A 23,029-nucleotide genomic window follows, 5' to 3' on the forward strand; every position below is an offset into this window, starting at 1 on the left:
GATATGCCGTTTTTGAAAGATTTATCTCCAGATGAAGAGATGGCGCCGACAGTCGGGCTGCTTTTTTCGGCGGTCAATGAAAACATCGAACGGCTGAAATCAATCGTCTCCGGCATCAGCCGGGAAGAGCTGGAATATAAGGGTGAGCATGGCGACAAAAACAGCATCGCCCAGCTGATCTATCATTTAATCAATGTCGATGTCCGCTGGGTTTACAGGCTGAAGGAAAGCGAAATTCCAAGAGAGCTGGAAGAGAAATACGGACCGATGACGGATGAAAACGGACGTTTGCCGGAGGTGACAGGCGTCCCTTTGACCGTGTTAATCGAGTGGCATGAAGAGGTGCTGGAGATGTTGAAACACACCGCTAAAGGCTTTTCGGAAAAAGACTTGCTGAAGAAGGTTCCGTATGAGGGAGGGTTTTCGACGATCCGCTGGGGGATCTGGCATATGTCTGATCATAACCGCTATCACCAGGCGCATATTCAGGCTTGCTTAAAAGAGTTCCGCATGCAAAACAGTTGATTTTTTCGTATGATTTGGTATGATGCTAATTAGCAAACTTCATAACGTTAAAGTTTTCTAGGGTTCCGCACATTCGTATGTGGCCTGGTCCGAGAGAAAACACATATGATTTGTTCATATGCACACGGAGGGATAAAAGCCCGGGAGTATCGTTTCCATCGATAGCCCGGGTTTTTTCTTTTGCTGAAAATGAAATTGGAGGGATTGTGATGAGATGGGGCAGTGTCATACTTGCAGCCTTGTTTGAAATTGGCTGGGTCATGGGGCTGAAACACGCCGATTCGGCACTTGAATGGATCTGCACGGCGGCCGCCGTCGTGATGAGCTTCTATATACTGGTGAAAGCGGGGGAGAAGCTGCCGGTCGGAACCGTGTATGCCGTATTTACCGGTCTCGGGACGGCGGGAACGGTCGTCTGCGAAATCGCCTTGTTCAATGAGCCGGCAAATATCGCCAAGCTTGCTCTGATCGGTGTTTTGCTATGCGGCGTGATCGGTTTGAAGCTTGTAACAAATGAAGAGAAAGGGGAGGCGTCATAATGGAATGGATCTGCCTCATCGCCGCCGGTATACTGGAAATGCTTGGCGTGACGATGATGAACCAGTTTCATAAAGACAAGCGGGTGAGATGGATCTTTTTGTTGATCATCGGGTTTGCCGCTTCTTTTTTCTTGCTTTCCCTTGCGATGGAGACGCTGCCGATGGGAACCGCGTACGCAGTGTGGACAGGGATCGGCACGGTCGGAGGTGCGCTTGTCGGCATCCTGTTTTACGGAGAGCCGAAAGACGGAAAACGCATCTTTTTCATCGCGCTCATTTTGGGATCTGCCGTCGGGCTGAAACTTATTAGCTAGAGTCGGGTTGATGCAAATAGGCGTTCGTAAATTGATTTTTCAATAAACTCCAGTATAATGAAAAGATAGTTTACGAATTACAAGCAAAGAGGGTTTTTACGAAAATGAACGCATATATGAAACAGCAGTTATCGCAATATCAGGAAATCAATAACGATAAGGCCCGCCTTCTGGTCAGCTGTCCGGATCAGCCTGGAATCGTCGCCGCCGTTTCTTCATTTTTATTTGAGAACGGTGCGAATATTATTGAATCGAACCAGTATACGACAGACCCTGAAGGAGGCCGGTTCTTTCTGCGGATTGAGTTTGAAGTTCAAGGCATCCGCGAAAAGATCGAACAGATGAAAGCGGCATTCGCCTCTGTGGCGGAGTCCTTCCAAATGACGTGGAGCATGAATTTGGCGAGCGAACTGAAACGCGTCGCTATCTTCGTTTCAAAAGAGCTTCACTGCCTGCATGAACTGCTATGGGAATGGCAGAGCGGCAATTTGATGGCGGAGATTGCAGCGGTTATCAGCAATCATGAAGATGCAAGAGAAACTGTTGAATCCCTGAATATTCCGTTCCTTTACATGAAAGCGAACAAAGACATTCGTCAGGAAGTGGAAAAACAGCAGCTGAAATGGCTTGAAGAGTATCGTGCGGATGTCATCGTTCTCGCCCGATATATGCAGATTTTAACGCCTGATTTTGTCTCGGCTCATCCGAACAAAATCATAAATATTCACCACTCCTTCCTGCCGGCTTTTATCGGGGCGAATCCGTATAAACGGGCATATGAAAGAGGCGTTAAACTGATCGGAGCAACATCGCATTATGTGACAAACGAATTGGATGAAGGGCCGATCATCGAACAGGATATCGAACGGGTCGACCACAGAGACAATGTGGAAGCATTGAAAAACATCGGCCGAACGATTGAGAGAAGCGTTTTGGCAAGAGCGGTCAAATGGCACTTGGAAGACCGGATTATCGTGCATGGAAACAAGACGATCGTCTTTAATTAAATTGTTTGATCTGCCTCTTGACAGAGGCGTTTTTCCTAGGCATAATAATAAAAAATCACGAGCGTTGAAGAGGGCCAGTAAGCAGTTCTTTCTGTGAAAGAGAGTGAAATGGCATGCTGAAACATTTCACCACATGAAACCTGCCGAACCTGCCTCGGAGTCCCAGGGGGAAAACCTGGGCGCATACCCTGGCGTTAAAGGGGAAAGAGGAGTGCGCTTTATTTTCTCGCGCATTCAATGAAGGTGGTACCGCGGAAAGCTCTTTTCGTCCTTTTTTACTTGGACGAAAAGGGCTTTTTTTATTGGCCTTCTGCCAGATCATCTCGGAGGGAAAAAACGTGAAAAAACAACGGATTGTCATTAAAATCGGAAGCAGTTCATTAACCAACTCGAAGGGCAGCATCGATGAGGAGAAGATCAATGACCATGTTCGGGCGATAGCTGCTCTGAAAAAAGAAGGCCATGAAGTCATCTTCATTTCGTCGGGGGCTGTCGCTGCGGGATTTTTACAGCTCGGCTATCCCGCAAGGCCTGTGACGCTAAAGGGAAAACAGGCTGCAGCGGCCGTCGGCCAGAGCTTGTTAATGCAAACATACATCGAGCATTTTGCAGACCACGATATCAAGCCTGCGCAGATCTTATTGACGAGAAACGATTTTGCCAAACGGGAGCGCTATCGAAATGCATATGCGACCGTTATGGAACTGATTGAACGGGGGCTTGTCCCGATTATTAATGAAAATGATTCGGTATCTGTTGAAGAATTGACGTTTGGGGACAACGACATGCTTTCCGCCCTTGTAAGCGGACTGATTCATGCCGACAAACTCATCATTTTAACGGATATTAACGGCCTCTATGACTCGAATCCGGCTGAACATCCCGATGCCCGCCGTTTTGATTACATTCCCGAAATTACGGACGAACTTTTGGGCTGCGCCGCTTCCGCCGGATCAAAAGTCGGGACGGGCGGGATGAAGTCGAAGCTTTTGGCGGCAAAAACCGCTCTTTCACTCGGCGTCAATGTTTTCATAGGCGCCGGAGAGGGAGATGATAAGCTGATCCAGATTTTAAAAGGAAACGGGGACGGCACCTATATCGGCCAATCCGACCTGTCTTCCGTCAACAATCATAGGCAGTGGATCGCCTTTCATTCACCTGTTTCAGGGAAGATTACCGTTGATGAAGGGGCTGAGCTGGCGATTACCGAAAACGGCGGGAGCCTGCTGCCGGCCGGCGTAACAGCGATATCCGGAGATTTTCCGAAAGGGGCGGTTGTCGAAGTTTACGGACCGAACGGCTTGGCCGGGAAAGGCCAAACGCTGTACTCCGCCGCAGAGCTTGAAGAGGTAAAAGGGAAGCGAAGCGATGAGTTCCATCATGAAGAAGGGATAGAAGTCATCCATCGAAATGATTGGGTAAGCATTAAAGAATAAGGGGATGAAAGAATGAGCGAAGTGATTGAAAAAGCAAAAAAGGCCAAAGTCGCAAAGGAAGAACTGGTTCATCAGCCGACTGAAAGGAAAAATGAGGCGCTTTCCTTTATCGCCGAGGCCATCCGCTTTAAGCAGGATGAGATATTGGCAGAAAACGAGAAAGATATCGTCCGCGGCAAAGAAAAAGGCTTTTCGCCTGCGCTGCTTGACCGCCTTGCCTTAACGCCGGAGAGGCTGAATGATATAGCAGACGCCGTCATGCTGCTCACAAAGCTTGAAGACCCTGTGGGGGAAACGCTTGAAACGATCCGCAAAGACAACGGGCTTTTCATTGAAAATGTCAGGGTCCCGCTCGGAGTCGTCGGAATGATCTATGAGGCTCGTCCGAATGTAACGGTCGACGCCGCAACCCTTTGTTTGAAAACGGGAAATGCCGTCATCCTGCGGGGCAGTTCGTCAGCCATCAACAGCAATAAAGCGCTCGTCCGCGTGATCAGGGAAGCGCTCGAACGCTCGGCGCTTCCAGAGGATGCCGTTCAGCTCATTGAAGATACAAGCAAAGAAACGGCAAAACAGCTGTTCACTTTAAACGACGGCTTGGATGTGCTCATCCCGAGAGGAGGGAAAAACCTCATCGATATGGTGGTGCGGGAATCCACAGTGCCTGTGCTTGAAACAGGCGCGGGGAACTGCCACATATTCATTGATGAATCGGCTCAGCCAGACATGGCTGAGCAGGTTGTAATCAATGCCAAAACGCAGCGCCCTTCTGTCTGCAATGCGATTGAAACGGTGCTCATCCATAAAGGCTGGGCGGAAGAGCATACGAAAGCGCTTCTTCAAAAGCTTGAAGAAGCGGGCGTTGAAATCAGGGGAGACGAAGCCGTATGCACGATGCTGCCTTCTGCGGTTCCAGCTCGCGAGACCGACTGGGGAACCGAGTTTCTTGCGCCGGTTGTCAGCATCAAAACCGTTGCCGGAATCGATGAAGCCATCCGGCACATCAGACAGTACGGCACACGTCATTCGGAAGCGATTCTGACTGAAAATCAGGAAAACGCCCGGTATTTCTTAACGTCTGTTGACGCTGCAGCTGTTTACCACAATGCTTCAACACGTTTTACAGACGGCTTTGAATTCGGCTACGGCGCCGAAATCGGCATCAGCACGCAAAAGCTTCACGCACGGGGGCCGATGGGCCTTAAAGCGCTGACTTCTTCTAAATATATCATTAAAGGAAACGGACAAATCCGGATATGAAAGTGTGGCATCCTGTCTCGAATGAAGACAGGATGTTTTTTGTTGTGTTATCACTTTTAATTTTATAAAATTAAATTGTTCACAATATAAATTAAAGGAGACGATAAATCATGAAACCGCTATTTACCTCGCAAGCCACTGCCAATGGTGGCAGAGACGGACAAGTCACCTCATCTGACCGCGTCCTTGAGCTGGAGCTGGCCATGCCGGGAACGCCAAAAGCCAAGGAAAACGAAAATGCCACCAACCCGGAGCAGCTGTTTGCCGCCGGATACGCGGCATGCTTTGACAGCGCATTGCAATTGACCGCCCAAAAGGCGCGTCTTCGAATGGAGACAGAGGTGACGGCGAACGTCAGCCTTCTGAAAGATGAAGCAGATGGAGGCTATAAGCTCAGTGTCACACTGCAAGTAAAAGGAACCGGCGTTGAACAGAGGGAGCTCGAAAAACTCGTCCATCAAGCTCATACCGTTTGCCCGTATTCAAAAGCAATTTCCGGAAATGTTGATGTCAACCTTGAAGTGATTTCTTAAAAAAGAGGCGCCTTCGATATGAAGGCGCCTTTTTGCTGTCTTTACAGCACATCTGTTTTTTTCGTCAATGAAGCAAGAAGGGATTCAAGCGTTTGCTTCAAGTTTTTCAGTTCGCCAGCCGACAGATCGGTCTGGGCGATCATGTGCTGCGGAATGCTGCTTGCTTTTTCTTGGAGTGCCTGGCCGCCTGCTGTCAGTCTGACAATTACAGACCGTTCATCTTCAGGTGACCGCTCTCTTGTTAAAAGCCCGTGCTGCTCCATTCTCTTCAGCATCGGCGTCAGTGTGCCGGAATCGAGATAAAGGAGCTTGCCCATTGTTTTGACGCTTAATTCCCCGTGTTCCCATAATAAAAGGAGCGCGAGGTACTGCGGATACGTAATATTGAGTTCATCAAGCAGAGGCTTGTAAAGCTTCGTCATTTCACGCGAGCTTGCATAAAGGAGAAAGCAAAGCTGTCTGTCAAGCCTCATATGTTCAAATTCGTTTGCCATCGTTTCACCAACTCTTTTTTATGTTCCTTTTTATTGTATAAGATTTTGCGTTCTTTTCCCATTGATCGGCTGAAAACCCGAAAAAACAAAAACGGATGTTTAAAAAACTCATTTTGTGAAATATAAAGAGTAGAGGAAAAAACGTAAGGAGGAATCAGGATGACTGCATTGTTTACAGCAAAAGTCACGGCAAAAGGCGGAAGATCCGGACATGTCAAATCAGATGACGGGGTTTTGGACCATAACATTGTCATGCCAAATGAAAAAAAAGAAGGCGAATCAGGGACAAATCCTGAACAGCTCTTTGCGGCGGGATACGCGGCGTGCTTCGGCGGCGCATTGGAACATGTCGCAAAACAAAAAGGCATTGACATCGATTCTGAGGTCGAAGGCCATGTGAGCTTGCTGAAGGATGAGAGTGACGGCGGTTTTAAAATCGGCGTCAAGCTGATCGTCACAGCAGGCGGGGTAGAAAAAGAAAAAGCGAAAGAGCTGGTCGAAGCCGCTCATGACTTTTGCCCTTATTCAAAAGCGACGAGAGGAAATATCGACGTCAATCTTGAAGTAAAATAAATAAACGGGAAAGATGAAAACGAGAAAGCAAACAAAGCTTGTTTGCTTTCTTTTTTAGAAAGGAGCAGCATATGGCATATCTTAAAAAAGCGCTTGTGTTCTCCGTGCTTTCTCTCGCTATTGTCCTTGCAGGATGCGGAACCGGAGCGGCGGAGAAGAACAACGGCAATCAATCCCCGGCTGATACGGCCAAGCAGAAAGCACCTGATTTGAAAACATATTCCCTTGACAAAAATATCCGGTCTGAAGAAGATTTTGATTTGATAGGCAAGTATGTTCATGCTGAAGATGACCAAATCACGCTCGAAATAAAGGATAAGGAACTGATTGTTCCGAAAAGCAGCCGCTTTCACAGCGAAGAAGACCATGATGACTTAATCGGGAAGCTTGTGAAGGTAGAGGTGGATGGAAAAACGCAAGAAGCGGAAGAAGCCGAGCTTATGCCGCAGTCAAAAGCCGACCAAAATGGCGTATATGAGGAGGAGAAAGACGGCAGCCGAAAAATCATCGCCACGTTTGTCAGCGAGTCGGAGCAAAACATTACAATCAAAACAAAAGCAGGGGAAAAAACTTATCAGAAAACAGCCGATTTTGAGAGGGATGTCGCCGAAGCACCTGAAAAACTGAAAGGGAAAATTGTCAGGCTTGAAATTGAAAAGGATGGAAAAGCAGAAAGCCTTGATTTGGAATCGGAAGATCAAAAGCTTGAATGGTATGAGCCGTCTGCTTCAAAATAAAAAAAGCTTCCTGATGAAGGAAGCTTTTTTTAATATTCCACTTTTTGATCGGTCTTTTCCCATGTGAGAAAAGGTTCAAGCTTTGCTTGAAGGTCCATTTTATAAAAAGGAATTTTCCGTTCGCTTTTCGTTTTGGTGATTTCTTCATAAATAAAAGAGTCGTCAAAACCGGCCGATGCGGCATCCGAATGCTGAGCGGCGAAGTAAACTTCCTTCGGTCTCGCCCAGTAGATGGCTCCCAGGCACATGGGGCACGGTTCACAGCTTGTATAAAGAATGCAGTCGTTCAGCTGATAATCGCCAAGTGCTTCACAGGCGAGCCGAATAGCCGTTACTTCCGCGTGCGCGGTTGGATCATTGCTTGTTGTGACATTGTTTTTTCCCTCGGCGATAATTTGGCCGTCTTTGACTATCACAGCGCCAAAAGGTCCGCCTGTGCCGCTTTTCACGCTCTCCACCGCAAGGTCGATGGCGCGCTGCAAAAATGCTTCATGATTCATTTCTGTATCCTCCTTGGTTGTCTTGCCTTCTTATTATAGCTGATGGACCCGGCAAAATAAACACATGTCAGAATATTCAGCATATTTGATTTCAAACCGCACATCGCATACAATGAATGCTAGAATAATGAACGGGGGATGATGTTTTGCTTACATTGTATATTGCAAGACACGGTCAGACGGAATGGAATATTGAAAAAAGAATGCAAGGCTGGGAAGACTCCAATTTAACGGCTTTGGGACTGGCAAACGCAAATGCCCTCGGCGAACGGCTGAAAGATGTTCAATTCCAAGCCGCATATTCCAGTCCAAGCGGCCGGGCCGTTGATTCTGCGCGGGCTATGCTGCAGAACCGCAGCATTCCCTTTATAACAGACGACAGATTAAAAGAAATCTCGATCGGCCGCTGGGAAGGGAAAACGTATGATGAGATCAAACAAAGTGATCCTGACTTGCTGGAAGCGTATTTTAATACGCCTGAAACATATATGCCCGATGAAAGCGAGAGCTTTTACGATTTTGAAAGGCGGGTCAGTCAGGCGTATCAATTCATTCTCCGCCGCCATCGGGAAGGCAATGTCCTCATTGTCAGCCATTCCGTGTTTATATTGATGCTCTTGAATCTTATAAAAAAGAGGCCGGTCGGTGAACTATGGAACTCAAGCTATGTTCATGACACAGCTCTTGCGGTTGTAACGGTTTCCGAGGATGGAAGCGCCGCGATTGAAAGAGAAGGAGACGGTGAACATAGAGTAGAAGCAAAGAATGCCACCTGGTAGGCATGCCAAAAAGCCTGATGTTGGAATCAGGCTCCGAGGCTCCTAGCCGGAATATATTTTGGCACTGAAGCTGTGAAGCGTGTCGGCGGTAATCGTTTTGTTTTTTGAAAGACAAACGGTTTTGACATCTGCCGCATCTGCTTCCGCTTTTTTTCCGAAAAGTAAGACTGTAAGAGAAAGCGGGCCTTTTGCGATTTGCTGATATGCCAGAATGCAAAGGTTGTCGGCGATTGTGCGGCTGATCATGCGGCGCGCCGACCACAGCTGCTGCTGTCCCTCTTCATCAAACTGAATATATGCTGCGGCTCGTTTTTTTGTAATGAGTCCTGACAGACCGTTTTGTTTGATCTGCTTCATGAGAGCGAGCGGTTCAGACAGCGGCGGTGCGGTCAGTTTATAGCTGCCAGGGGAACATTTGGCTGCAGCCAAAGAAGACATGATCGGCAGGTAGCCGGCCAAATGCCCGCCGCTGTGAAAGAGCTTCTCCGCAAGCATCTGATCGGTCTTTTTCATGCGGATTTCTGTAAAGTGCAGGAGATGCTGCAAATCATCGAGCGTGTGTAAAAATCCTTTGAGTTCATGTTCCATTTCGGATTGCGCCTGATCGATGCCGCATGTTCTTGCTGTTTTCACGCTGGAGAAAAGAACATGAAAATGACGGTTCAAAAGGCGTATTAAATCGCTGATTCGCTGGTGGGAATAACGAAATTGGCGGGCGAGGGCGTGCAGATCATTGATGTTCAGCCGGATCGTCATATCAGCTCCTCGGCTTTCAGCTGAAGCCGTTCAATTTCTTCGTCCGCCTGCTCTTTAATGGTCCTCAGCTTGTCATACACGCGCGATTCCGCCCGGTCGAGATCGTCCAAAAGCGCGTCATACATTTCGCGCGCCTGTCCGCGCCATCCGTTGATATACGTTTGGTGTGCTTTTAAAATAGAAGAACTTTCCTGCCTCAGCTCATCAATGGCGGCATTCACATCTTTTACGTATAGCTGAAGAGAGTGAATGTCTTCCTGATATATTTTTCGCTTGATTTTTCGTTCTAACGCTATTCCATCGTCAATCACTACATATTTTCCTTCCCTTCCATCATCTACTACAAATATGTTAAAAGAAAAGGATACGGAAGGAAATCGTACGAATGAATCAAAAGTCTTAATGTTTTTTGGGCGGACATACCTTGTATAACGGTTCTTTTGGCCTAAAAAGGGCTGGAGCCATGAAAAGAGCCGCCCGTGTGAACAGGCGGCGTTTGTAGTGGATTTTTTGTGAAATTAAACAGTCTGAGCCAGTTTGCCTCTTGCTTGTTTGGCTGCTTCAACCATATTCTTAAGCGCTGCGATCGTTTCCTCTGGCTGTCTCGTTTTTAAACCGCAGTCAGGGTTTACCCAGAAGCGATCAGCCGGGCAGACTTTCAGCGCGTCTTCTATGATCGTGAGCATTTCATCGCTGGAAGGGACGCGAGGGCTGTGAATATCATATACGCCAAGACCAAGCCCTTTCAGGTAAGGGTGCTGTTCCAGATAATCAAGAAATCCGCCGTGGCTTCTGCTGTGCTCGATCGTAATGACGTCTGCGTCAAGATCTTCGATCGCGTCTACGATATCTTCAAAGTTGCTGTAGCACATATGCGTATGGATTTGCGTCGTATCTTCCACAGATGAAGTGGACAGTCTGAACGCTTCTGCAGCCCATTTGAGATACTCGTCCCAATCCCGTTCTTTAAGCGGCAGGCCTTCTCTCAAGGCAGGTTCATCGACCTGAATGATTTGAATTCCTGCTTTTTCAAGCGCTTCAACCTCTTTGCGGAGGGCGCAGGCGATTTGGAAGGCGATCTCTTTTCTCGGCAGGTCATAGCGGGCAAAGGACCAGTTTAAAATGGTAACAGGCCCTGTCAGCATGCCCTTGACTTTCTTCGAGGTCAAGGATTGGGCGTAAACCGTTTCTTTTACCGTCATCGGCTCTTTAAACTCGACATCTCCGTAGATGACCGGCGGCCGGACGCAGCGGGAACCGTATGACTGAACCCAGGCGTATTTAGTAAAGGCGAATCCTCCGAGCTTTTCGCCGAAATACTCAACCATGTCTGTCCGTTCGAATTCTCCGTGAACGAGAACGTCAAGTCCGAGATCTTCCTGAATATCAATCCATTTCTTTGTTTCTTCCTGAATAAATGCTTCATACTGCTCGTCGGACCATTCTTTTTTCCGCCATTTTTGCCGCGCGCTCCGCACATCCGCCGTCTGCGGGAAGCTGCCGATCGTTGTTGTCGGCAATAGGGGAAGTCCGAGAGAGTCATTTTGAATCCGCAGCCTTTCTTCAAAAGCTGTCGGGCGTTTAAAGTCTTCCTCAGTCAGCTTGCCTCTTTCTTCGGCAAAGGCCGAATTTGTCGCTGCACCGTACTGTTTGAGATCTTGAAGGTGTCCGTGCGCTTCATCGATTTCCGCTTGGATGGCCGCTTTTCCGGAAACAAGTCCGTTCTTCAGCAGTGTAAGCTCCAGAAGTTTCTCTTTTGCGAAAGATAAACCGTTCAAGAGATCGTCGGCAAGATGTTCGCCCGGGTGTTTTGCGACAGGGACATGAAGCAGGCTGTTTGAAGGCTGAATCCAGACTTCGTCAACACCCGCTCTCTGGATCAGTTCAAGCGTCAGGTCGAGGCGCTCTTCGAGATTGGCTTTCCAAATGTTGCGTCCGTCTAAAATGCCGGCGGCAAGGACTTTGTCTTTAGGAAAACCGTGCGCTTTCAGGTGTTCGAAGTTTTTCCCTTTATCATGAACAAAATCAAGACCAATTCCTGCGACAGGAAACGATATCAGCTCTTCATAAGCATCAACCGAGTCAAAGTAGGTTTGCAGAAGGATGTTCAGTTCAGAGACTTCTTCTGTAATCGTCTGATAGATTTCTTTGACAGCAGCCGCTTCTTCAGGTGAAGCCGTCACAAGAGCAGGCTCGTCAATTTGCACCCATTTGACGCCTTCCTGCTCAAGCTCTTTCAAAACCTGGATGTAAAGAGGTGTCATTTGGTTATAAATATCTTTAATATCCTGTTGTTCATAGCCTTTTGCAAGGGCTACGAAAGTGTAAAGGCCGAGTATGACGGGCTTCGTTTCTGTTCCCAATGCTGCTTTTGCTCTTTGGTAATCTTGAAGCGGTTTGTTTCTCGTCACGCGGTATTGTGCACCTTTTTCATATTCAGGCACAATATAATGGTAGTTTGTATTAAACCATTTTGTCATTTCACTCGATACAGCATCTTTCGTGCCTCTCGCCATTGCGAAATAAGTATCTAACGGATCGTTTATATCCTTGAATCGATCTGGAATCCAGTTGAACATCACCGCCGTGTCAAGAACATGGTCGTACATTGTAAAGTCGGAAACCGGTATGATATCGATTTGCTGATCAAGCTGAGTCTGGAGCGCTGCTAAAAATTGTTCATCCATTTCTTTCAAAAAGGTCTCGCGGTCCGTGTTTCCTTTCCAATAAGCCTCAAGCGATTTTTTCCATTCTCTGTTCAAGCCGATTCTTGGAAAGCCCAAGCTGCTCGTTTTTACATTAGTCATGTCTGGTCTCCTCCTTTTAGTGTTCAATAAAAAAAGACACTCACACTTCGGACAATGAGAAGGTGAATGCCTGAAAACAGCATGTTGCGAACGAGAAATAAACGTAGCGATTGTTACGTCAACTCGAACACCTCCTATCGACCGTAGGTTTATGGTGCGTCAGAACAGGCAGGTCTCCTGGCTCATGAATCGACGGTTATTTCCCCCTTCCCATATAGAAACAGTGGGTTTTATGAAATAACCTCCTCATTCACAGTGGCGGGACCGCGTTGGATTTTCACCAAACTTCCCTTTTAAAATCTAACCTCGTTAGATTACCATGTTCCCGGCGATGAAATTGTTTAGTAGATTATATACCGCCGCGATCTTTTAGTCAAAATAATTTTTGAATTCTTGCAATTAAAAAGATTCAGCTTTATACATGGCCATGAAAAAGGCCGCCGACATTGTCGGCAGCCTCCTTTAGACTGTTAAAGGGAAAGAAGTTTTGCTTCGCCGGCTTTTTCCGCCAGTACCTCCGGCGCTGACAAATATAAGAATCCGTTGCCGATCAGCGCTTTTGAGTAATCAAGAGGAAGGGTGCGGCGGATTAACTGAGCATACAGTTCGGGTTCTGTCAGTTTCCGTTTAAACGCCTCTTCTTCAGCTGACTTGATGAGAGCGAGCGCGCCGCTGACGTGCGGTGTAGCCATCGATGTTCCCGTCAGCTTTCCGTATTGATGGTCGGGCAATGTAGAGAGGATTTCTTCTCCAGGTGCAACAAGGTCAATTTCTTTGTTCGCATTTGAAAATTCGGAAGACTCACGCGTCAATGACACGGATCCGACGGCGATGACTTCGTTGTATGCAGCAGGGTATGAGTACTCCTCTGTACGGTCATTGCCGTCGCCTTCGTTTCCTGCGGCGCAGACGACGAGCACTCCGCTCTTCACGGCGTTTGTCACCGCTTCCTTCAACTCCGGAACGTCGGCAGGACCGCCGAGCGACATTGAAATAATGTCGGCTTTTTGCTCAACGGCGTAGTTGATCCCGTTGATGATCCATTCATAATCCCCGCTGCCGTCTTCACCGCCGAGCACCTTGACGATTAATAGGTTCGCTTCGGGTGCTACGCCGGAAATGCCTCCGTTTTGATCGTTTGCGGCAATCGTACCCGCCACATGGGTGCCATGTCCATTATAATCATGAAACTGATCTTCTTTTCCGTTGTCATCATCAGTGAAGTTTCTGCCTCCGATGATTCGGTCCGCCAAATCTGGATGGGTTGCGTCACAGCCTGTATCAAGCACTGCGACAGTGATATCTTTTCCTTTAAAACCTTGTGACCACAGCTCCGGTGCCTTAATCGCATCGATTCCTTCCGGCAGTTCATTCACGTCCATCAGCTTTGTGTCAGTGACATAAGGAATTAATCGCATTTGCATTTCAAAGCCCTCCCTGTTATATGCTGCTTTAGATGGGTTACAAGGTGCGTGATTCTATTGTAAAACATTCACTTTGTAAAAAAAAGGTTCATTTGTATGAATTTTATGAAAAGTTAAAAAATATAGATAACAGAGGATATAAGTCGAATAATTGCGAACAATGCTGGAATTGTAAGCGAAAAGACCTGTGAAATCGGTGGAAGGGCGAGAGAGTCACTAGATATATGAGATTTCGCTTCAACATATTATCCCGGCAAAAGGATATCCTATTAAAAAAAGGAGTGGATACAGGGTGAAAGAACAAGAAGACGAAAAAAGAGACGAATTATCAATTGAGCAGGCGGAGTTTGTGCCGCATCCAAAATATGAAGGAGAATACGCGCTTTTACTGCACGAAAACTATCACCTGCTGTCAAAGGACGACCTTGAGCAGGAAAGCGAAAAATAAGAACGGAGCTCGGCACCTGGGCGAAAGAGCTGGTTTAATTTTGACGAAAACGGGAATCAACACATAATAGAGAGCATGAAAGTTGCTTTTCTTATTGACAGTTACCCTTTTTTTCTGTAATCTCATTGTGTCCGGTAAATACAGCTCTTCGTTAGGTGAGGCTCCTGTATGGAGATACGCTGCTGCCCAAAAATGTCCAAAGACGCCAATGGGTCAACAGAAATCATCGATCTAAGGTGATTTTTAATGCAGCTGGCATGCTGCCTATGCCATACAGTGCTAAAGCTCTACGATGGAAGGCGTTAGGGTTTTATTTTGTATGGCTTTTAACACCTTCATTTCGATGAATAGGTGTTTTTTTATTTTTTGAGGAAAATGAACTTTCCGTATTAATCAAGGAGGTGGTAGTATGGATTCTCCCCATTCGAGGCGGTTTAAACATACGAGAAATATTTTGCAGCATCACACATTGATTGATGAGGAGATCCTTATACTTCACCCCTTTTGCTATGGTGATATAAGGATCTCCTGAAAAGGGAGGGACAGATTGCCATGGTAAAAAACATGACATATGATGAACTGATTTTACGCATTATTATTTTGCTGAGAGACGGAAAACGAAAAGAGTTCCAAAGCCTTTTAGAAGAACTGCAGCCTTATGATATGGCGATTCTGTTTAAGGAAATGCCCGAAAAGCACCGCGGCCGGTATCTGTCTTTTTTAACGGTAGAAGACATCACCGATCTCATGGGCGAACTTGACAGAGAAGAGCAGCTAGTCGTTCTGAACAAGGTCGGCAAAGAAAAGGCGATCCATGTGATGAATAAAATGGACAACGACGACCTTGCCGCGCTCTTCGAGGAAATGGACCCTGAGCTGAAAGACCAGCTTCTATCCAGCATGGAAGCGGAAGAATCCGAAGCGGTCCGAGTTTTGATGAACTACCCGCCTGAAACAGCGGGAAGAATTATGACAAACCGCTATGTCTGGATTCCGCAGCATTACACGGTAAAAGAAGCGGTCGTCAAGCTGAAAAGCTTTGCGGAAATCGCGGAGTCCATCAACTATTTATACGTCATCAACGAACAAAAACAGCTTGTCGGGGTTATCTCATACCGTGATCTCATTTTGGCAGAACCCGATGAGAAGGTTCAGGAATTAATGTTTACAAGGGTCATATCGGCGGACGCTCTTCAAGATCAGGAAGAAGTCGCAAGGCTCATCGAGCGGTACGACTTTCTGGCGATTCCCGTTGTAGAAAAAAATCATGAGCTTGTCGGGATCGTAACGGTTGATGACATTATCGACATCGTCATCCAGGAAGCGAATGAAGACTATGAAAAATTCGCAGCATCAGGTAAGGCGATCACGTTTGATACAAAATCGTATGTCGCCGCATACCGCCGTCTGCCGTGGCTGATCTTGCTTTTGTTCATCGGTTTGATCTCTGGCAGCATCATGAGCTATTTTGAAGACACGCTGCAGCAGGTTGTCGCATTGGCCTTTTTTATGCCGATGATCGCGGGAATGACGGGTAACACTGGAACACAGTCCCTCGCTGTCGTCATCAGAGGGCTGTCAAAAGAAGAGCTCAATAAAAAAACGATTTTCCGCTTGATTTTCCGGGAGCTTAGAGCCGGGATTATTATTGGCATCGTGTGTGCGATCGTGATTACGGGAATCGCGATAGTATGGCAGGGGAATCTGCTGCTCGGATTTGTGGTAGGGACTTCGCTTTTTGCCACTCTGATCATCGGAACGATGGCGGGAACGATCGTCCCGATCATCCTTCACAAGTGCAATGTCGACCCTGCGATTGCATCGGGTCCGCTGATTACAACATTAAATGACATTTTGTCGCTGTTGATCTACTTCGGTATTGCAACTGCATTCATTCATTCGCTGTAAGCAGAAAAGCCCTCCTTATCCGGAGGGTTTTTTGCTTGCCAGAATTCGTAAAAGCCTTTATATTTTAGGCAGAGATCAGGGGGGGATTGGTATGAGAAGGATTGCAGCTGTGCTGATTTGTTTAGCCGTTGCAATGATTGTTGCCGGCTGTCAGAATGAAGATGAAGGAAAAGACAGGCGGCTCGTCGCAGTTGAGAATATGCTTGAGGCGATATTGGACGATGATTTATCAAAGATGAAGCGCTTGTACGTGGAGGGCGCAAACCCTTCTCCGGAAACAATCTTGAAAGACAAGCAGAAATGGGGAATTTCCGGGCTTCATGCTGATGATTTTCAAATTTCTGAAGCGAGCATCCATGTGTTTCATGCCGCTTACAAGATGGAAAATACCGGTCAGCCCGGAACGATTGCGTTTCGGATACGCAATGATCCCGATAAAGGCGTTATGATTGATTTCATTGGATACATAAAGGAAGCGAAAAAGCAGGAAAACAGGTGACGAATCATCCGGAGGAAAAATACGGTCTTAAAGGCGTATGTCTTGCACCTCAGTTCTCAAAACGTTAATATACCAATGTTCAAGCCCTCATCCGGTCGCTCGGAAGAGGGCTTGTTTTTTGTTTAAAATTGATTTTTGACCACATTTTGACCACGTTTAAATGAATTTCTCATAATTCCATGTACTTTTTAAATGTTTCGGCCGTTTTTGCTTTTGCGGTTTTCGTGACATGTGTATAGATGTTCATAGTCGTTTGAATTTCTTTGTGACCTAAACGGGCTTGTACTTCTTTTATGGATGCGCCTGCTTCAAAAAGGATTGATGCGTGAGAATGCCTAAAACCGTGAATTGTGATTCTGTGAAGCTTATTTTTAGTGATCATACGGTTTAAAAGGTCGTTTGGATATGCAAGCCTTAGAGGACGCATATCGCCCCGTATAAGGACATATTTAGCTTCTGAGGTGATTCCATTAGACAAGAGCATTTCTTTTTGTTGTGTGCGCCATTTTTTAAGTATTTGGGCTGTTTGATCATCAATTGTGATAATTCGCTTGGAATGATATTTTTTCGTTGTTTGGATGACTTCTTTACCGTTTTCAAAAAACATTGTTTGTTTGATGTTTATTGTTTTCTCTTTTAAATCAACGTCTTTCCATTCCAAGGCAATAAGTTCCCCTTTGCGCATACCAGTGAAAATAAGAACATAAAACATGACATAATCTTGTGGGGCGAGTTGAGAATGCGCTTTTTCGAGAAAGGTTTTGATTTCGTCCTTTTCCCAAAAGTTCCGTTTCTCTTCTTCCTGCGATAAAAAATTCTCTTCTTTTTTGGGGATCACAACGAATTCCATTGGATTTTTTGTGATGTATTCCATCCTTAGAGCATATTTAAATACAAGGTTAGCTTGAATTTTTACATTTTGAACAGAATCAATATCCTGAGCTATCAGATTTATCACCTTTTGACAATATGCTCTTGTGATGTCTTTTATTTTTAATTTCCCGAAGTGCGGCAGGATATGCTTTTTGAAATTCGATAGCTTTCTATATCTGGTGCTGCGCTTTATCGTTTTGGAATGAACATCCCACCATTCTTTAAAGACATCCTCAAAAGTAATGTCATTTCGGGCAAGAGCATTATTATCGATTTCCTTCTGGAATTCCGCAGCGGCTGCGACAGCTTCTTTTTTGGTCTTAAAGCCTCGGCGTGTTGTTGTTTTCCTATTGCCTGTTTTGGGATCGATACCAACTCCCATTTTAAAAAGCCATTTATAGCCCGTTTTGGTTTTGTACTGCTGAAATGAAGCCATATTATCCCCCCAATCCTATTTAAAGTTTCTTTTAACTAACAATAAGATGAATTTTGTTAAAGTACATGTTAAGGCGTACTTTCGCAAATGGTTCAGTGACTTTAAACATCTTAGAAATGAGGTGAGCGTCAAAAAAATGATTTTGTGGAATTTTCATTCCATGAAGCATAAAAGTGGGGATGCAAAAGTGATATGAGAAGTAATTGGCTTGTCTCTCCTGATAATCTGACCAAAACTTTGGCATTGTTTTTTTATCTCCTTCATGTCTGTAAAGGTGGCATAGTTCATGAGCAAAGTCGTCCCACTGCTCGAAACGGGTTTTCCGGCTATCTAATATAATCGTATACACGTCATTATACTTGAAAGAACAACTTGGGATAGGCTTAAAATAAACACTTATGCCTAACAACTCAGCTATACGCTCGAAATCAATTTGCTCTGGTGTAATGATACTGATGCTTCTGTACAAGTTTTCAATCCAATCTTCTAAATGACTTTTTGTATACACCAAGAAGAACGCCTCCTAAGCCCATTTATCAAATTGAGGTAATTCTTATTTAAAACAAAGGAAACATACGTTCTGTTATTTAGTGAAAAGAAAAGCCCCTCATAGGGCTCTTCTTTATGCTGCCGTCGTCGTTGTTTTATCTCTTCTAGCAAGTCCCATAACTCCCGAGATAATTAGAAGAATAGCGGGAAGTAAGTAGAATAAGAAAATGCAAATCAGGCCACCGATACCAGAAATAATAAGCAAAATTCCACCTAATTTAGCTTTTTTTCTAACAATCACCGAAGCGATAATTCCAAGGATTGAGAGGAAGATAGCACCCCAACCTAAACCAATAATATCGCTTGTGCCAGATGAATTAAAAGAGGCATCGAGTCCGCCGACAATTAACGCCAAAAAGGCACCAATAAAACCGAAAATTCCGCCTATTAGACCTAAAACAAATTCAGTAGTTCTTTTCATTTTGAATTCTCCTTACTTAACTGGCACAGTGAATGATACTGCTTTGTTATTCATAAAGTCTTCAGTGGTTACATCACCAAAATTCAACTTGATTTCTTTAATGTTATTGATATCAAGCTCTTTTCCTTCTGGTACGGCAAACTCCAGCACCCCGTCCTGTTTAACGCCACCTTGAACTTCTCCACCAACTTCGCCATCAGTCAAAAACATATTGGCTGATAATTGCATGTCTCCGACTACTGCATTACCTTGATCAGGATAGAAGTTGAGGACTTTGCTAGTTGTGTTTTCAATGTTGATACCGACGTTAACTTTATCTTTCATAATTTTAACGTCTCCTAAATTAACTTTCATCCCTAAAGCATCAGTCTTTTGACTACTTGCATCAACTTTTTTAGAACCATCATCTTTCTTCTCTTCTGTCTTTTTGTCTTTTGAATCCTCTGTTCCTGTTGATACGTCATCAGTTGAGCTGCAGGCGGCTAAGGCCAGAGCGAGGCCGAAAGATAAAAATAAAACTAAAAATTTTTTCAAAGATAAAACCCCCAGTTCATATTATGTACGACTTTTATAATAGTCTAATTATCATCATTTTTCAACATTATGTTACAAAAATTTCAATATATTCACTGGTGTATACGGGTTTTCAATGTGTGAATCTCGAATTCAGCATCAGCTACTTTGCGATTAACATAGATGACGCCTTCTTCAAGGGCGCTAATCTCATCAAGTAGAAGGTTATCCGAATTGATGTTTTCGGTATGCTGAAAATCGATTTTGTCACTCAATGTTTTGATGTCATCTTTGGTCGCGACATTTCTTTCAAGGTTGGTTAGGCGGCTATTAATTGCCTGAATCTCTTTCAAGATTATTTCAAATTCTTTATTTTCCACATAAAAAACCTCCTGATTTTTTATAAAAGAGATTATAAAAGGAACATAAATGAGAATGTAAAAGAGAACAACACTTAGAACCCTTGTGTATCAAGGGTTTGTCGGCATCGGAAAAACCGATTTATAAATGAGAATATACATGCAATATAAATCCAATGTAAATCTTATTAGTAAACAATAATAAACAATATAAACAATAGATATATATATATAAGTGGACGGTCTTTTTGCTTTCAAGATTTTTTTCTTAATTTTAGTTGGTGGATTCATCAGAATACACTTTATCTTGCTCTTGTTTTACTATTCCTCGAATTAAGTAATCAAGAGATACCTTATAAAAATCAGCTATTTTTATAAGAGTTTTGTAACCAGGGTCATTGTCTCCGGTTTCATATCTCGCATAGGTAGAGCGATTTATTCCGAGTTCTTCTGATAATGTTTCTTGAGAGAGCTTAGGTTTTTGTTTATTTCTCAACATTTTTAACCTTTCTCCTAAAGTCATAAAAATAACTCCTTTAAATTCCACTCCATGCTGTCACTCCTTGCTTAGTCAGATTTCTTTTTCCCGCCTTCTTTCAGTTGCTCCGTAATGATTTCAAGGGCAGCATCTAAAATCTCCTGTGTAATTTCTCCATCACGAGCCGCGATGAAGGTTTTAGGGTCATTTAGAATCCTCTTTGCTTCGTCTTCAAAGATTTTATCTTGAACCTTCGGATCAGTGCCTCGAAGTAAGTAGTCAATTGAAACATCGAAATAATCAGCTATTTTAATTAGAATTTCATATTCCGGTTCTCTTCTATTTTGCTCATACATACTAATTGTGCTTTCTGCAAGACCTAAATGTTCCCCTAATTTTTTTTGAGAAAGATTCGGCCTCATTTTCCTGAGTTCTCTAAGTCGATCTCCGAATTTCATATTCATCACCTTTATAGATAATATCACGATTCGTGACGCTTTACAAAAAAACTTCACAATATGTATTGACTTTACGAATCGTGCGGTTTAATATAATAGACAAGAACAACACGAAACGTAAAGGAGGAGGGCAATTGAATAAAAAGGTTATTGGTGCAAAGTTGATGAAACTAAGAGGCGATAAAACCCGGTCTTTAGTTGCAAATGAGCTTGAAATAAGCGAAAGTACATTAGCTATGTATGAATCGGGTCACCGCACACCTCGTGATGAAATAAAGGTTCGTATAGCAAATTATTACAAAAAAACAGTGCAAGAAATTTTTTTTGAAGATCAACTTCACGAATTGCACGGTAAATCCCACACAGCGTAGGAGGCTGACCATGAATCAAAAGAAGCTAGATCAATTAACTGATTTGTTGAATGGTATGACCCAGTCTGAATGGAATCGCGTTAAACAACATGTTGATATGTTGTACAGTTCTAAAGCCGCCAAAGTGGAGTTTGACGAATCAGAACTATTAGAAATTAACCTGAAACGCGAATTTAGGATCTCTTGATCTGAATGAACATTGGGTGAATACGATAATCGGCATTTCGATAATGGATATCAACATAATCCTGCTGATACATCGTGTGTTCATCTTTAGTATTAGGACTCCAAATACTCGCGCCTTCGTCCCACCATGTGAGTTGAGAAGAGTCATATCTACCAATTTTACAGTTAGGATCACTGGTCAAGTCAACCCATTCACCACAAAGACAAGCATAAATTTGAGTAGCCATATTGATCACCACCTTTCTCAGAAGATTTTACCACATGAGAAAGGTTGGCAGATTACAAACCACAGTATAGGAGGCGAACATTTTGGCTAATCTCGGTATCTCACTTGATAACTTACCGAACGAAACGGTTTTCGAGATTGTTAAAGCGCTTTGCGAAAAAGCTTATCAGCAAGGCGTGGAGGACGGTGCAAAAAAATATACGTATCCTCCAATATTAAAAAACACTCATTTGCAAGAGATTTTCCAAATCAAATCGGCAGCGGTGACAAGACTAACCGGAATCGAGTCTTTCCCGAAATTGAAAACCATTCAAGCTAGATATCCGCGTGATCTCGTTTTTGAATGGATCAAACAAAACTCAACTTGGGTCGAAGAAAACACAAACTATTTTCAGAAAGGTGTGTCTTAAATCAATCCCTACAATTTAATGATAATCCTCGGCCGCAACATGTGTCAGGATATCATATTACCAAAGGAGCAGCCTGAGAATGTTTTAAGCGCCATTGACCTTATTACAAAGCTTATGGATGGTCGGAAAGTAAAAGAATTTTTCACACTGTTCCCCCCAATCAAATACTACACTGACGACGGAACATGGAATTATGATTCCACATTAGAAAAAATGAATAGCTTAGGCGAGCGATTCACAAGTGATAGCTTCCTTGAATTACTGGTGTCACATTGCTATGAAAATCGTTTTATCAAACGTTTAGGAGTAGGTTTTATGTCTGCCACTAGCGAGATTTATAAAAGACAACACGGAATGAGCGTAATGGAAAAATACTGTATTGAAAACGGCATCCGTGTTTATGAAAAGAAAGGTAATGAAATCAAACCTAAATTTTATCGAGTTAAATAGGAGGATCGCTAAATGAATCAATTAATGAACTCTGAAATCAAAATGACAAGTTTAGATTTAGCAGAATTAACAGGCAAAGAACACAAACACATTATGCGCGACATTCGAGAAGAAATTAATAAATTAGGAAAAGAATTAGGTGAGTCCATTTTTGGACTGTCCTCTTATAAAACTCTACAGAACAAAGAATTACCTTGTTACACATTCGGCAGAAAAGGTGCCATGCAATTAGCTTTAAAATACGATGCCACAACAAGATTTAAAGTTATTGAAAGAATTGAACAATTAGAAAAACAACAACAGCCAAAAACGCCGTTGGAAGTTTTACAAGGAACCATCAACCAACTGGTCGAGCAAGACAAACGAATGAATCAACTAGAAGGTCAAGTGAACAATATTTCGAACATCGTATCCATGAACAATGTCGGCTGGCGTGAAAAGGTAAATGTCATCTTAAAAAGAATCGCGAAAAACTGGACCGGTGTCGAGCCATACCGAAGCGTCATGAATCTTAGTTATGAGCGTTTGGAACAGCGGGCAGGCTGTAAACTCGACATCCGTTTGAACAATCGAAAAGAACGCGCGCTATCGCAAGGCATGTCCAAAACTTATGTAAAGAAAATCAACAAATTAGACGTGATCGCAGAGGAAAAGCGCTTAGTTGAAATCTACATCCAAATAGTCAAGGAAATGGCTATTCAATTCAAAGTAAACATCAATGACTTTAAACTTGATGAAGTTGTTTAACCTTACGACTTAA

The 23,029-nt window shown here is 44.1% G+C and carries 32 protein-coding genes, 3 riboswitches and 1 other annotated feature; of the genes, 18 read left to right on the forward strand and 14 right to left on the reverse strand.

Annotation, left to right across the window (positions count from 1 at the left end):
- Positions 1–3: 3 nt before the first annotated feature.
- From TRNA_RS28510 to TRNA_RS28540, 7 genes are all read left to right on the forward strand, one after another.
- The gene (locus tag TRNA_RS28510; RefSeq protein WP_003180977.1) at positions 4–525 is read left to right on the forward strand and encodes a DinB family protein; all 522 of its coding nucleotides are present in this window, start codon (positions 4–6) and stop codon (positions 523–525) included.
- Positions 526–571: 46 nt separating this feature from the next.
- Positions 572–674, forward strand: a riboswitch (guanidine-I (ykkC/yxkD leader).
- Between the two features lie 60 nt (positions 675–734).
- Complete coding sequence (locus TRNA_RS28515; protein WP_003180979.1) at positions 735–1,064, forward strand: DMT family transporter; 330 nt, start codon at positions 735–737, stop codon at positions 1,062–1,064.
- The gene (locus TRNA_RS28520) at positions 1,064–1,378 is read left to right on the forward strand and encodes a DMT family transporter (protein ID WP_003180981.1); all 315 of its coding nucleotides are present in this window, start codon (positions 1,064–1,066) and stop codon (positions 1,376–1,378) included. Before TRNA_RS28515 ends, TRNA_RS28520 begins: the two co-directional genes overlap by 1 nt.
- A 104-nt stretch (positions 1,379–1,482) precedes the next feature.
- Complete coding sequence (gene purU, locus TRNA_RS28525) at positions 1,483–2,385, forward strand: formyltetrahydrofolate deformylase (protein ID WP_003180984.1); 903 nt, start codon at positions 1,483–1,485, stop codon at positions 2,383–2,385.
- A 55-nt stretch (positions 2,386–2,440) separates the two neighbouring features.
- Positions 2,441–2,661 (forward strand) — a binding site (T-box leader).
- Positions 2,662–2,723: 62 nt separating this feature from the next.
- A complete protein-coding gene (gene proB / locus TRNA_RS28530; RefSeq protein ID WP_003180987.1) occupies positions 2,724–3,821 on the forward strand; it encodes a glutamate 5-kinase in 1,098 nt (365 codons plus the stop codon).
- Between the two features lie 12 nt (positions 3,822–3,833).
- Entirely contained in the window at positions 3,834–5,081 is a 1,248-nt protein-coding gene (locus tag TRNA_RS28535) for a glutamate-5-semialdehyde dehydrogenase (protein ID WP_003180990.1), read from the forward strand.
- 110 nt (positions 5,082–5,191) lie between these two features.
- A complete protein-coding gene (locus TRNA_RS28540; protein WP_003180992.1) occupies positions 5,192–5,614 on the forward strand; it encodes an organic hydroperoxide resistance protein in 423 nt (140 codons plus the stop codon).
- Positions 5,615–5,655: 41 nt separating this feature from the next.
- Here the strand turns inward: TRNA_RS28540 and TRNA_RS28545 are convergent, their stop codons facing one another.
- Positions 5,656–6,108, reverse strand: coding sequence for a MarR family winged helix-turn-helix transcriptional regulator (locus TRNA_RS28545; protein WP_003180993.1), 453 nt, complete (start codon positions 6,106–6,108; stop codon positions 5,656–5,658).
- A gap of 159 nt (positions 6,109–6,267) precedes the next feature.
- Here TRNA_RS28545 and TRNA_RS28550 point away from each other — a divergent pair, with 159 nt between their 5' ends.
- Entirely contained in the window at positions 6,268–6,681 is a 414-nt protein-coding gene (locus tag TRNA_RS28550; protein ID WP_003180995.1) for an organic hydroperoxide resistance protein, read from the forward strand.
- 71 nt (positions 6,682–6,752) lie between these two features.
- Positions 6,753–7,418, forward strand: a complete 666-nt coding sequence (locus TRNA_RS28555) for a hypothetical protein (RefSeq protein ID WP_003180997.1) — start codon at positions 6,753–6,755, stop codon at positions 7,416–7,418.
- A gap of 29 nt (positions 7,419–7,447) precedes the next feature.
- On the opposite strand, the gene TRNA_RS28560 is transcribed toward TRNA_RS28555, so the two are convergent.
- Positions 7,448–7,918, reverse strand: a complete 471-nt coding sequence (locus TRNA_RS28560) for a nucleoside deaminase (protein ID WP_003181000.1) — start codon at positions 7,916–7,918, stop codon at positions 7,448–7,450.
- 146 nt (positions 7,919–8,064) lie between these two features.
- Here TRNA_RS28560 and TRNA_RS28565 point away from each other — a divergent pair, with 146 nt between their 5' ends.
- Positions 8,065–8,697 carry a histidine phosphatase family protein gene (locus tag TRNA_RS28565; protein ID WP_003181002.1) on the forward strand — a complete coding sequence of 211 codons (633 nt, stop codon included), beginning with the start codon at positions 8,065–8,067 and terminating at the stop codon, positions 8,695–8,697.
- A gap of 42 nt (positions 8,698–8,739) precedes the next feature.
- Here TRNA_RS28565 and TRNA_RS28570 read toward each other — a convergent pair whose 3' ends face one another.
- From TRNA_RS28570 to TRNA_RS28585, 4 genes are all read right to left on the reverse strand, one after another.
- The gene (locus TRNA_RS28570; RefSeq protein ID WP_003181005.1) at positions 8,740–9,453 is read right to left on the reverse strand and encodes a hypothetical protein; all 714 of its coding nucleotides are present in this window, start codon (positions 9,451–9,453) and stop codon (positions 8,740–8,742) included.
- Positions 9,450–9,764, reverse strand: a complete 315-nt coding sequence (locus tag TRNA_RS28575) for a WXG100 family type VII secretion target (protein ID WP_003181007.1) — start codon at positions 9,762–9,764, stop codon at positions 9,450–9,452. Before TRNA_RS28575 ends, TRNA_RS28570 begins: the two co-directional genes overlap by 4 nt.
- A 207-nt stretch (positions 9,765–9,971) precedes the next feature.
- Positions 9,972–12,260 (reverse strand): 5-methyltetrahydropteroyltriglutamate--homocysteine S-methyltransferase, encoded by a 2,289-nt coding sequence (metE, locus tag TRNA_RS28580; protein WP_011197832.1) that lies wholly within the window; start codon positions 12,258–12,260, stop codon positions 9,972–9,974.
- Between the two features lie 149 nt (positions 12,261–12,409).
- Positions 12,410–12,597, reverse strand: a riboswitch (cobalamin riboswitch).
- Between the two features lie 133 nt (positions 12,598–12,730).
- Entirely contained in the window at positions 12,731–13,684 is a 954-nt protein-coding gene (locus TRNA_RS28585; protein WP_003181011.1) for a S8 family peptidase, read from the reverse strand.
- A 292-nt stretch (positions 13,685–13,976) separates the two neighbouring features.
- On the opposite strand from TRNA_RS28585, the gene TRNA_RS43580 reads away from it, so the two are divergent.
- The 3 genes from TRNA_RS43580 to TRNA_RS28595 all read left to right on the forward strand — a co-directional run bounded on the left by TRNA_RS43580 (position 13,977) and on the right by TRNA_RS28595 (position 16,539).
- Positions 13,977–14,132 carry a transcriptional regulator SplA domain-containing protein gene (locus tag TRNA_RS43580; protein ID WP_003181012.1) on the forward strand — a complete coding sequence of 52 codons (156 nt, stop codon included), beginning with the start codon at positions 13,977–13,979 and terminating at the stop codon, positions 14,130–14,132.
- 140 nt (positions 14,133–14,272) lie between these two features.
- A riboswitch (M-box (ykoK) riboswitch) is annotated at positions 14,273–14,437 on the forward strand.
- Between the two features lie 247 nt (positions 14,438–14,684).
- On the forward strand, positions 14,685–16,040 hold the full coding sequence (mgtE, locus tag TRNA_RS28590; RefSeq protein ID WP_011197833.1) for a magnesium transporter: 1,356 nt from the start codon (positions 14,685–14,687) through the stop codon (positions 16,038–16,040).
- A 91-nt stretch (positions 16,041–16,131) separates the two neighbouring features.
- A complete protein-coding gene (locus tag TRNA_RS28595; RefSeq protein ID WP_011197834.1) occupies positions 16,132–16,539 on the forward strand; it encodes a hypothetical protein in 408 nt (135 codons plus the stop codon).
- A 169-nt stretch (positions 16,540–16,708) separates the two neighbouring features.
- Here TRNA_RS28595 and TRNA_RS28600 read toward each other — a convergent pair whose 3' ends face one another.
- The 7 genes from TRNA_RS28600 to TRNA_RS28630 all read right to left on the reverse strand — a co-directional run bounded on the left by TRNA_RS28600 (position 16,709) and on the right by TRNA_RS28630 (position 20,626).
- Positions 16,709–17,848 carry a site-specific integrase gene (locus TRNA_RS28600; RefSeq protein ID WP_011197835.1) on the reverse strand — a complete coding sequence of 380 codons (1,140 nt, stop codon included), beginning with the start codon at positions 17,846–17,848 and terminating at the stop codon, positions 16,709–16,711.
- Between the two features lie 31 nt (positions 17,849–17,879).
- On the reverse strand, positions 17,880–18,359 hold the full coding sequence (locus TRNA_RS28605; RefSeq protein ID WP_011197836.1) for an ImmA/IrrE family metallo-endopeptidase: 480 nt from the start codon (positions 18,357–18,359) through the stop codon (positions 17,880–17,882).
- Positions 18,360–18,470: 111 nt separating this feature from the next.
- Positions 18,471–18,818: a DUF4064 domain-containing protein gene (locus TRNA_RS28610; protein ID WP_011197837.1), complete on the reverse strand. Its 348-nt coding sequence runs from the start codon at positions 18,816–18,818 to the stop codon at positions 18,471–18,473.
- Between the two features lie 12 nt (positions 18,819–18,830).
- Positions 18,831–19,352: a hypothetical protein gene (locus TRNA_RS28615; protein WP_011197838.1), complete on the reverse strand. Its 522-nt coding sequence runs from the start codon at positions 19,350–19,352 to the stop codon at positions 18,831–18,833.
- 92 nt (positions 19,353–19,444) lie between these two features.
- A complete protein-coding gene (locus TRNA_RS28620; protein ID WP_011197839.1) occupies positions 19,445–19,711 on the reverse strand; it encodes a hypothetical protein in 267 nt (88 codons plus the stop codon).
- A gap of 253 nt (positions 19,712–19,964) precedes the next feature.
- Complete coding sequence (locus tag TRNA_RS28625) at positions 19,965–20,213, reverse strand: helix-turn-helix domain-containing protein (RefSeq protein ID WP_041817016.1); 249 nt, start codon at positions 20,211–20,213, stop codon at positions 19,965–19,967.
- Positions 20,214–20,257: 44 nt separating this feature from the next.
- A complete protein-coding gene (locus tag TRNA_RS28630) occupies positions 20,258–20,626 on the reverse strand; it encodes a helix-turn-helix domain-containing protein (RefSeq protein ID WP_011197840.1) in 369 nt (122 codons plus the stop codon).
- Between the two features lie 134 nt (positions 20,627–20,760).
- Between TRNA_RS28630 and TRNA_RS28635 the strand changes: the two genes are divergently transcribed.
- Both TRNA_RS28635 and TRNA_RS43845 read left to right on the forward strand, forming a co-directional pair.
- Complete coding sequence (locus tag TRNA_RS28635; RefSeq protein ID WP_011197841.1) at positions 20,761–20,997, forward strand: helix-turn-helix transcriptional regulator; 237 nt, start codon at positions 20,761–20,763, stop codon at positions 20,995–20,997.
- Between the two features lie 10 nt (positions 20,998–21,007).
- The gene (locus tag TRNA_RS43845; protein WP_164879362.1) at positions 21,008–21,184 is read left to right on the forward strand and encodes a hypothetical protein; all 177 of its coding nucleotides are present in this window, start codon (positions 21,008–21,010) and stop codon (positions 21,182–21,184) included.
- Here TRNA_RS43845 and TRNA_RS28640 read toward each other — a convergent pair.
- Entirely contained in the window at positions 21,171–21,410 is a 240-nt protein-coding gene (locus TRNA_RS28640) for a hypothetical protein (protein WP_041817017.1), read from the reverse strand. The genes TRNA_RS43845 and TRNA_RS28640 overlap by 14 nt on opposite strands.
- Before the next feature lie 82 nt (positions 21,411–21,492).
- Here TRNA_RS28640 and TRNA_RS28645 point away from each other — a divergent pair, with 82 nt between their 5' ends.
- From TRNA_RS28645 to TRNA_RS28655, 3 genes are read left to right on the forward strand one after another with little or no spacing between them, the layout of a single operon-like run.
- Positions 21,493–21,819 carry a hypothetical protein gene (locus TRNA_RS28645; RefSeq protein ID WP_011197842.1) on the forward strand — a complete coding sequence of 109 codons (327 nt, stop codon included), beginning with the start codon at positions 21,493–21,495 and terminating at the stop codon, positions 21,817–21,819.
- A gap of 39 nt (positions 21,820–21,858) precedes the next feature.
- A complete protein-coding gene (locus TRNA_RS28650) occupies positions 21,859–22,269 on the forward strand; it encodes a hypothetical protein (RefSeq protein ID WP_128474863.1) in 411 nt (136 codons plus the stop codon).
- Between the two features lie 12 nt (positions 22,270–22,281).
- Positions 22,282–23,016 (forward strand): Rha family transcriptional regulator, encoded by a 735-nt coding sequence (locus TRNA_RS28655; protein ID WP_011197844.1) that lies wholly within the window; start codon positions 22,282–22,284, stop codon positions 23,014–23,016.
- Positions 23,017–23,029: the final 13 nt, after the last annotated feature.

The organism is Bacillus licheniformis DSM 13 = ATCC 14580 (assembly GCF_000011645.1).
GTDB lineage: Bacteria > Bacillota > Bacilli > Bacillales > Bacillaceae > Bacillus > Bacillus licheniformis.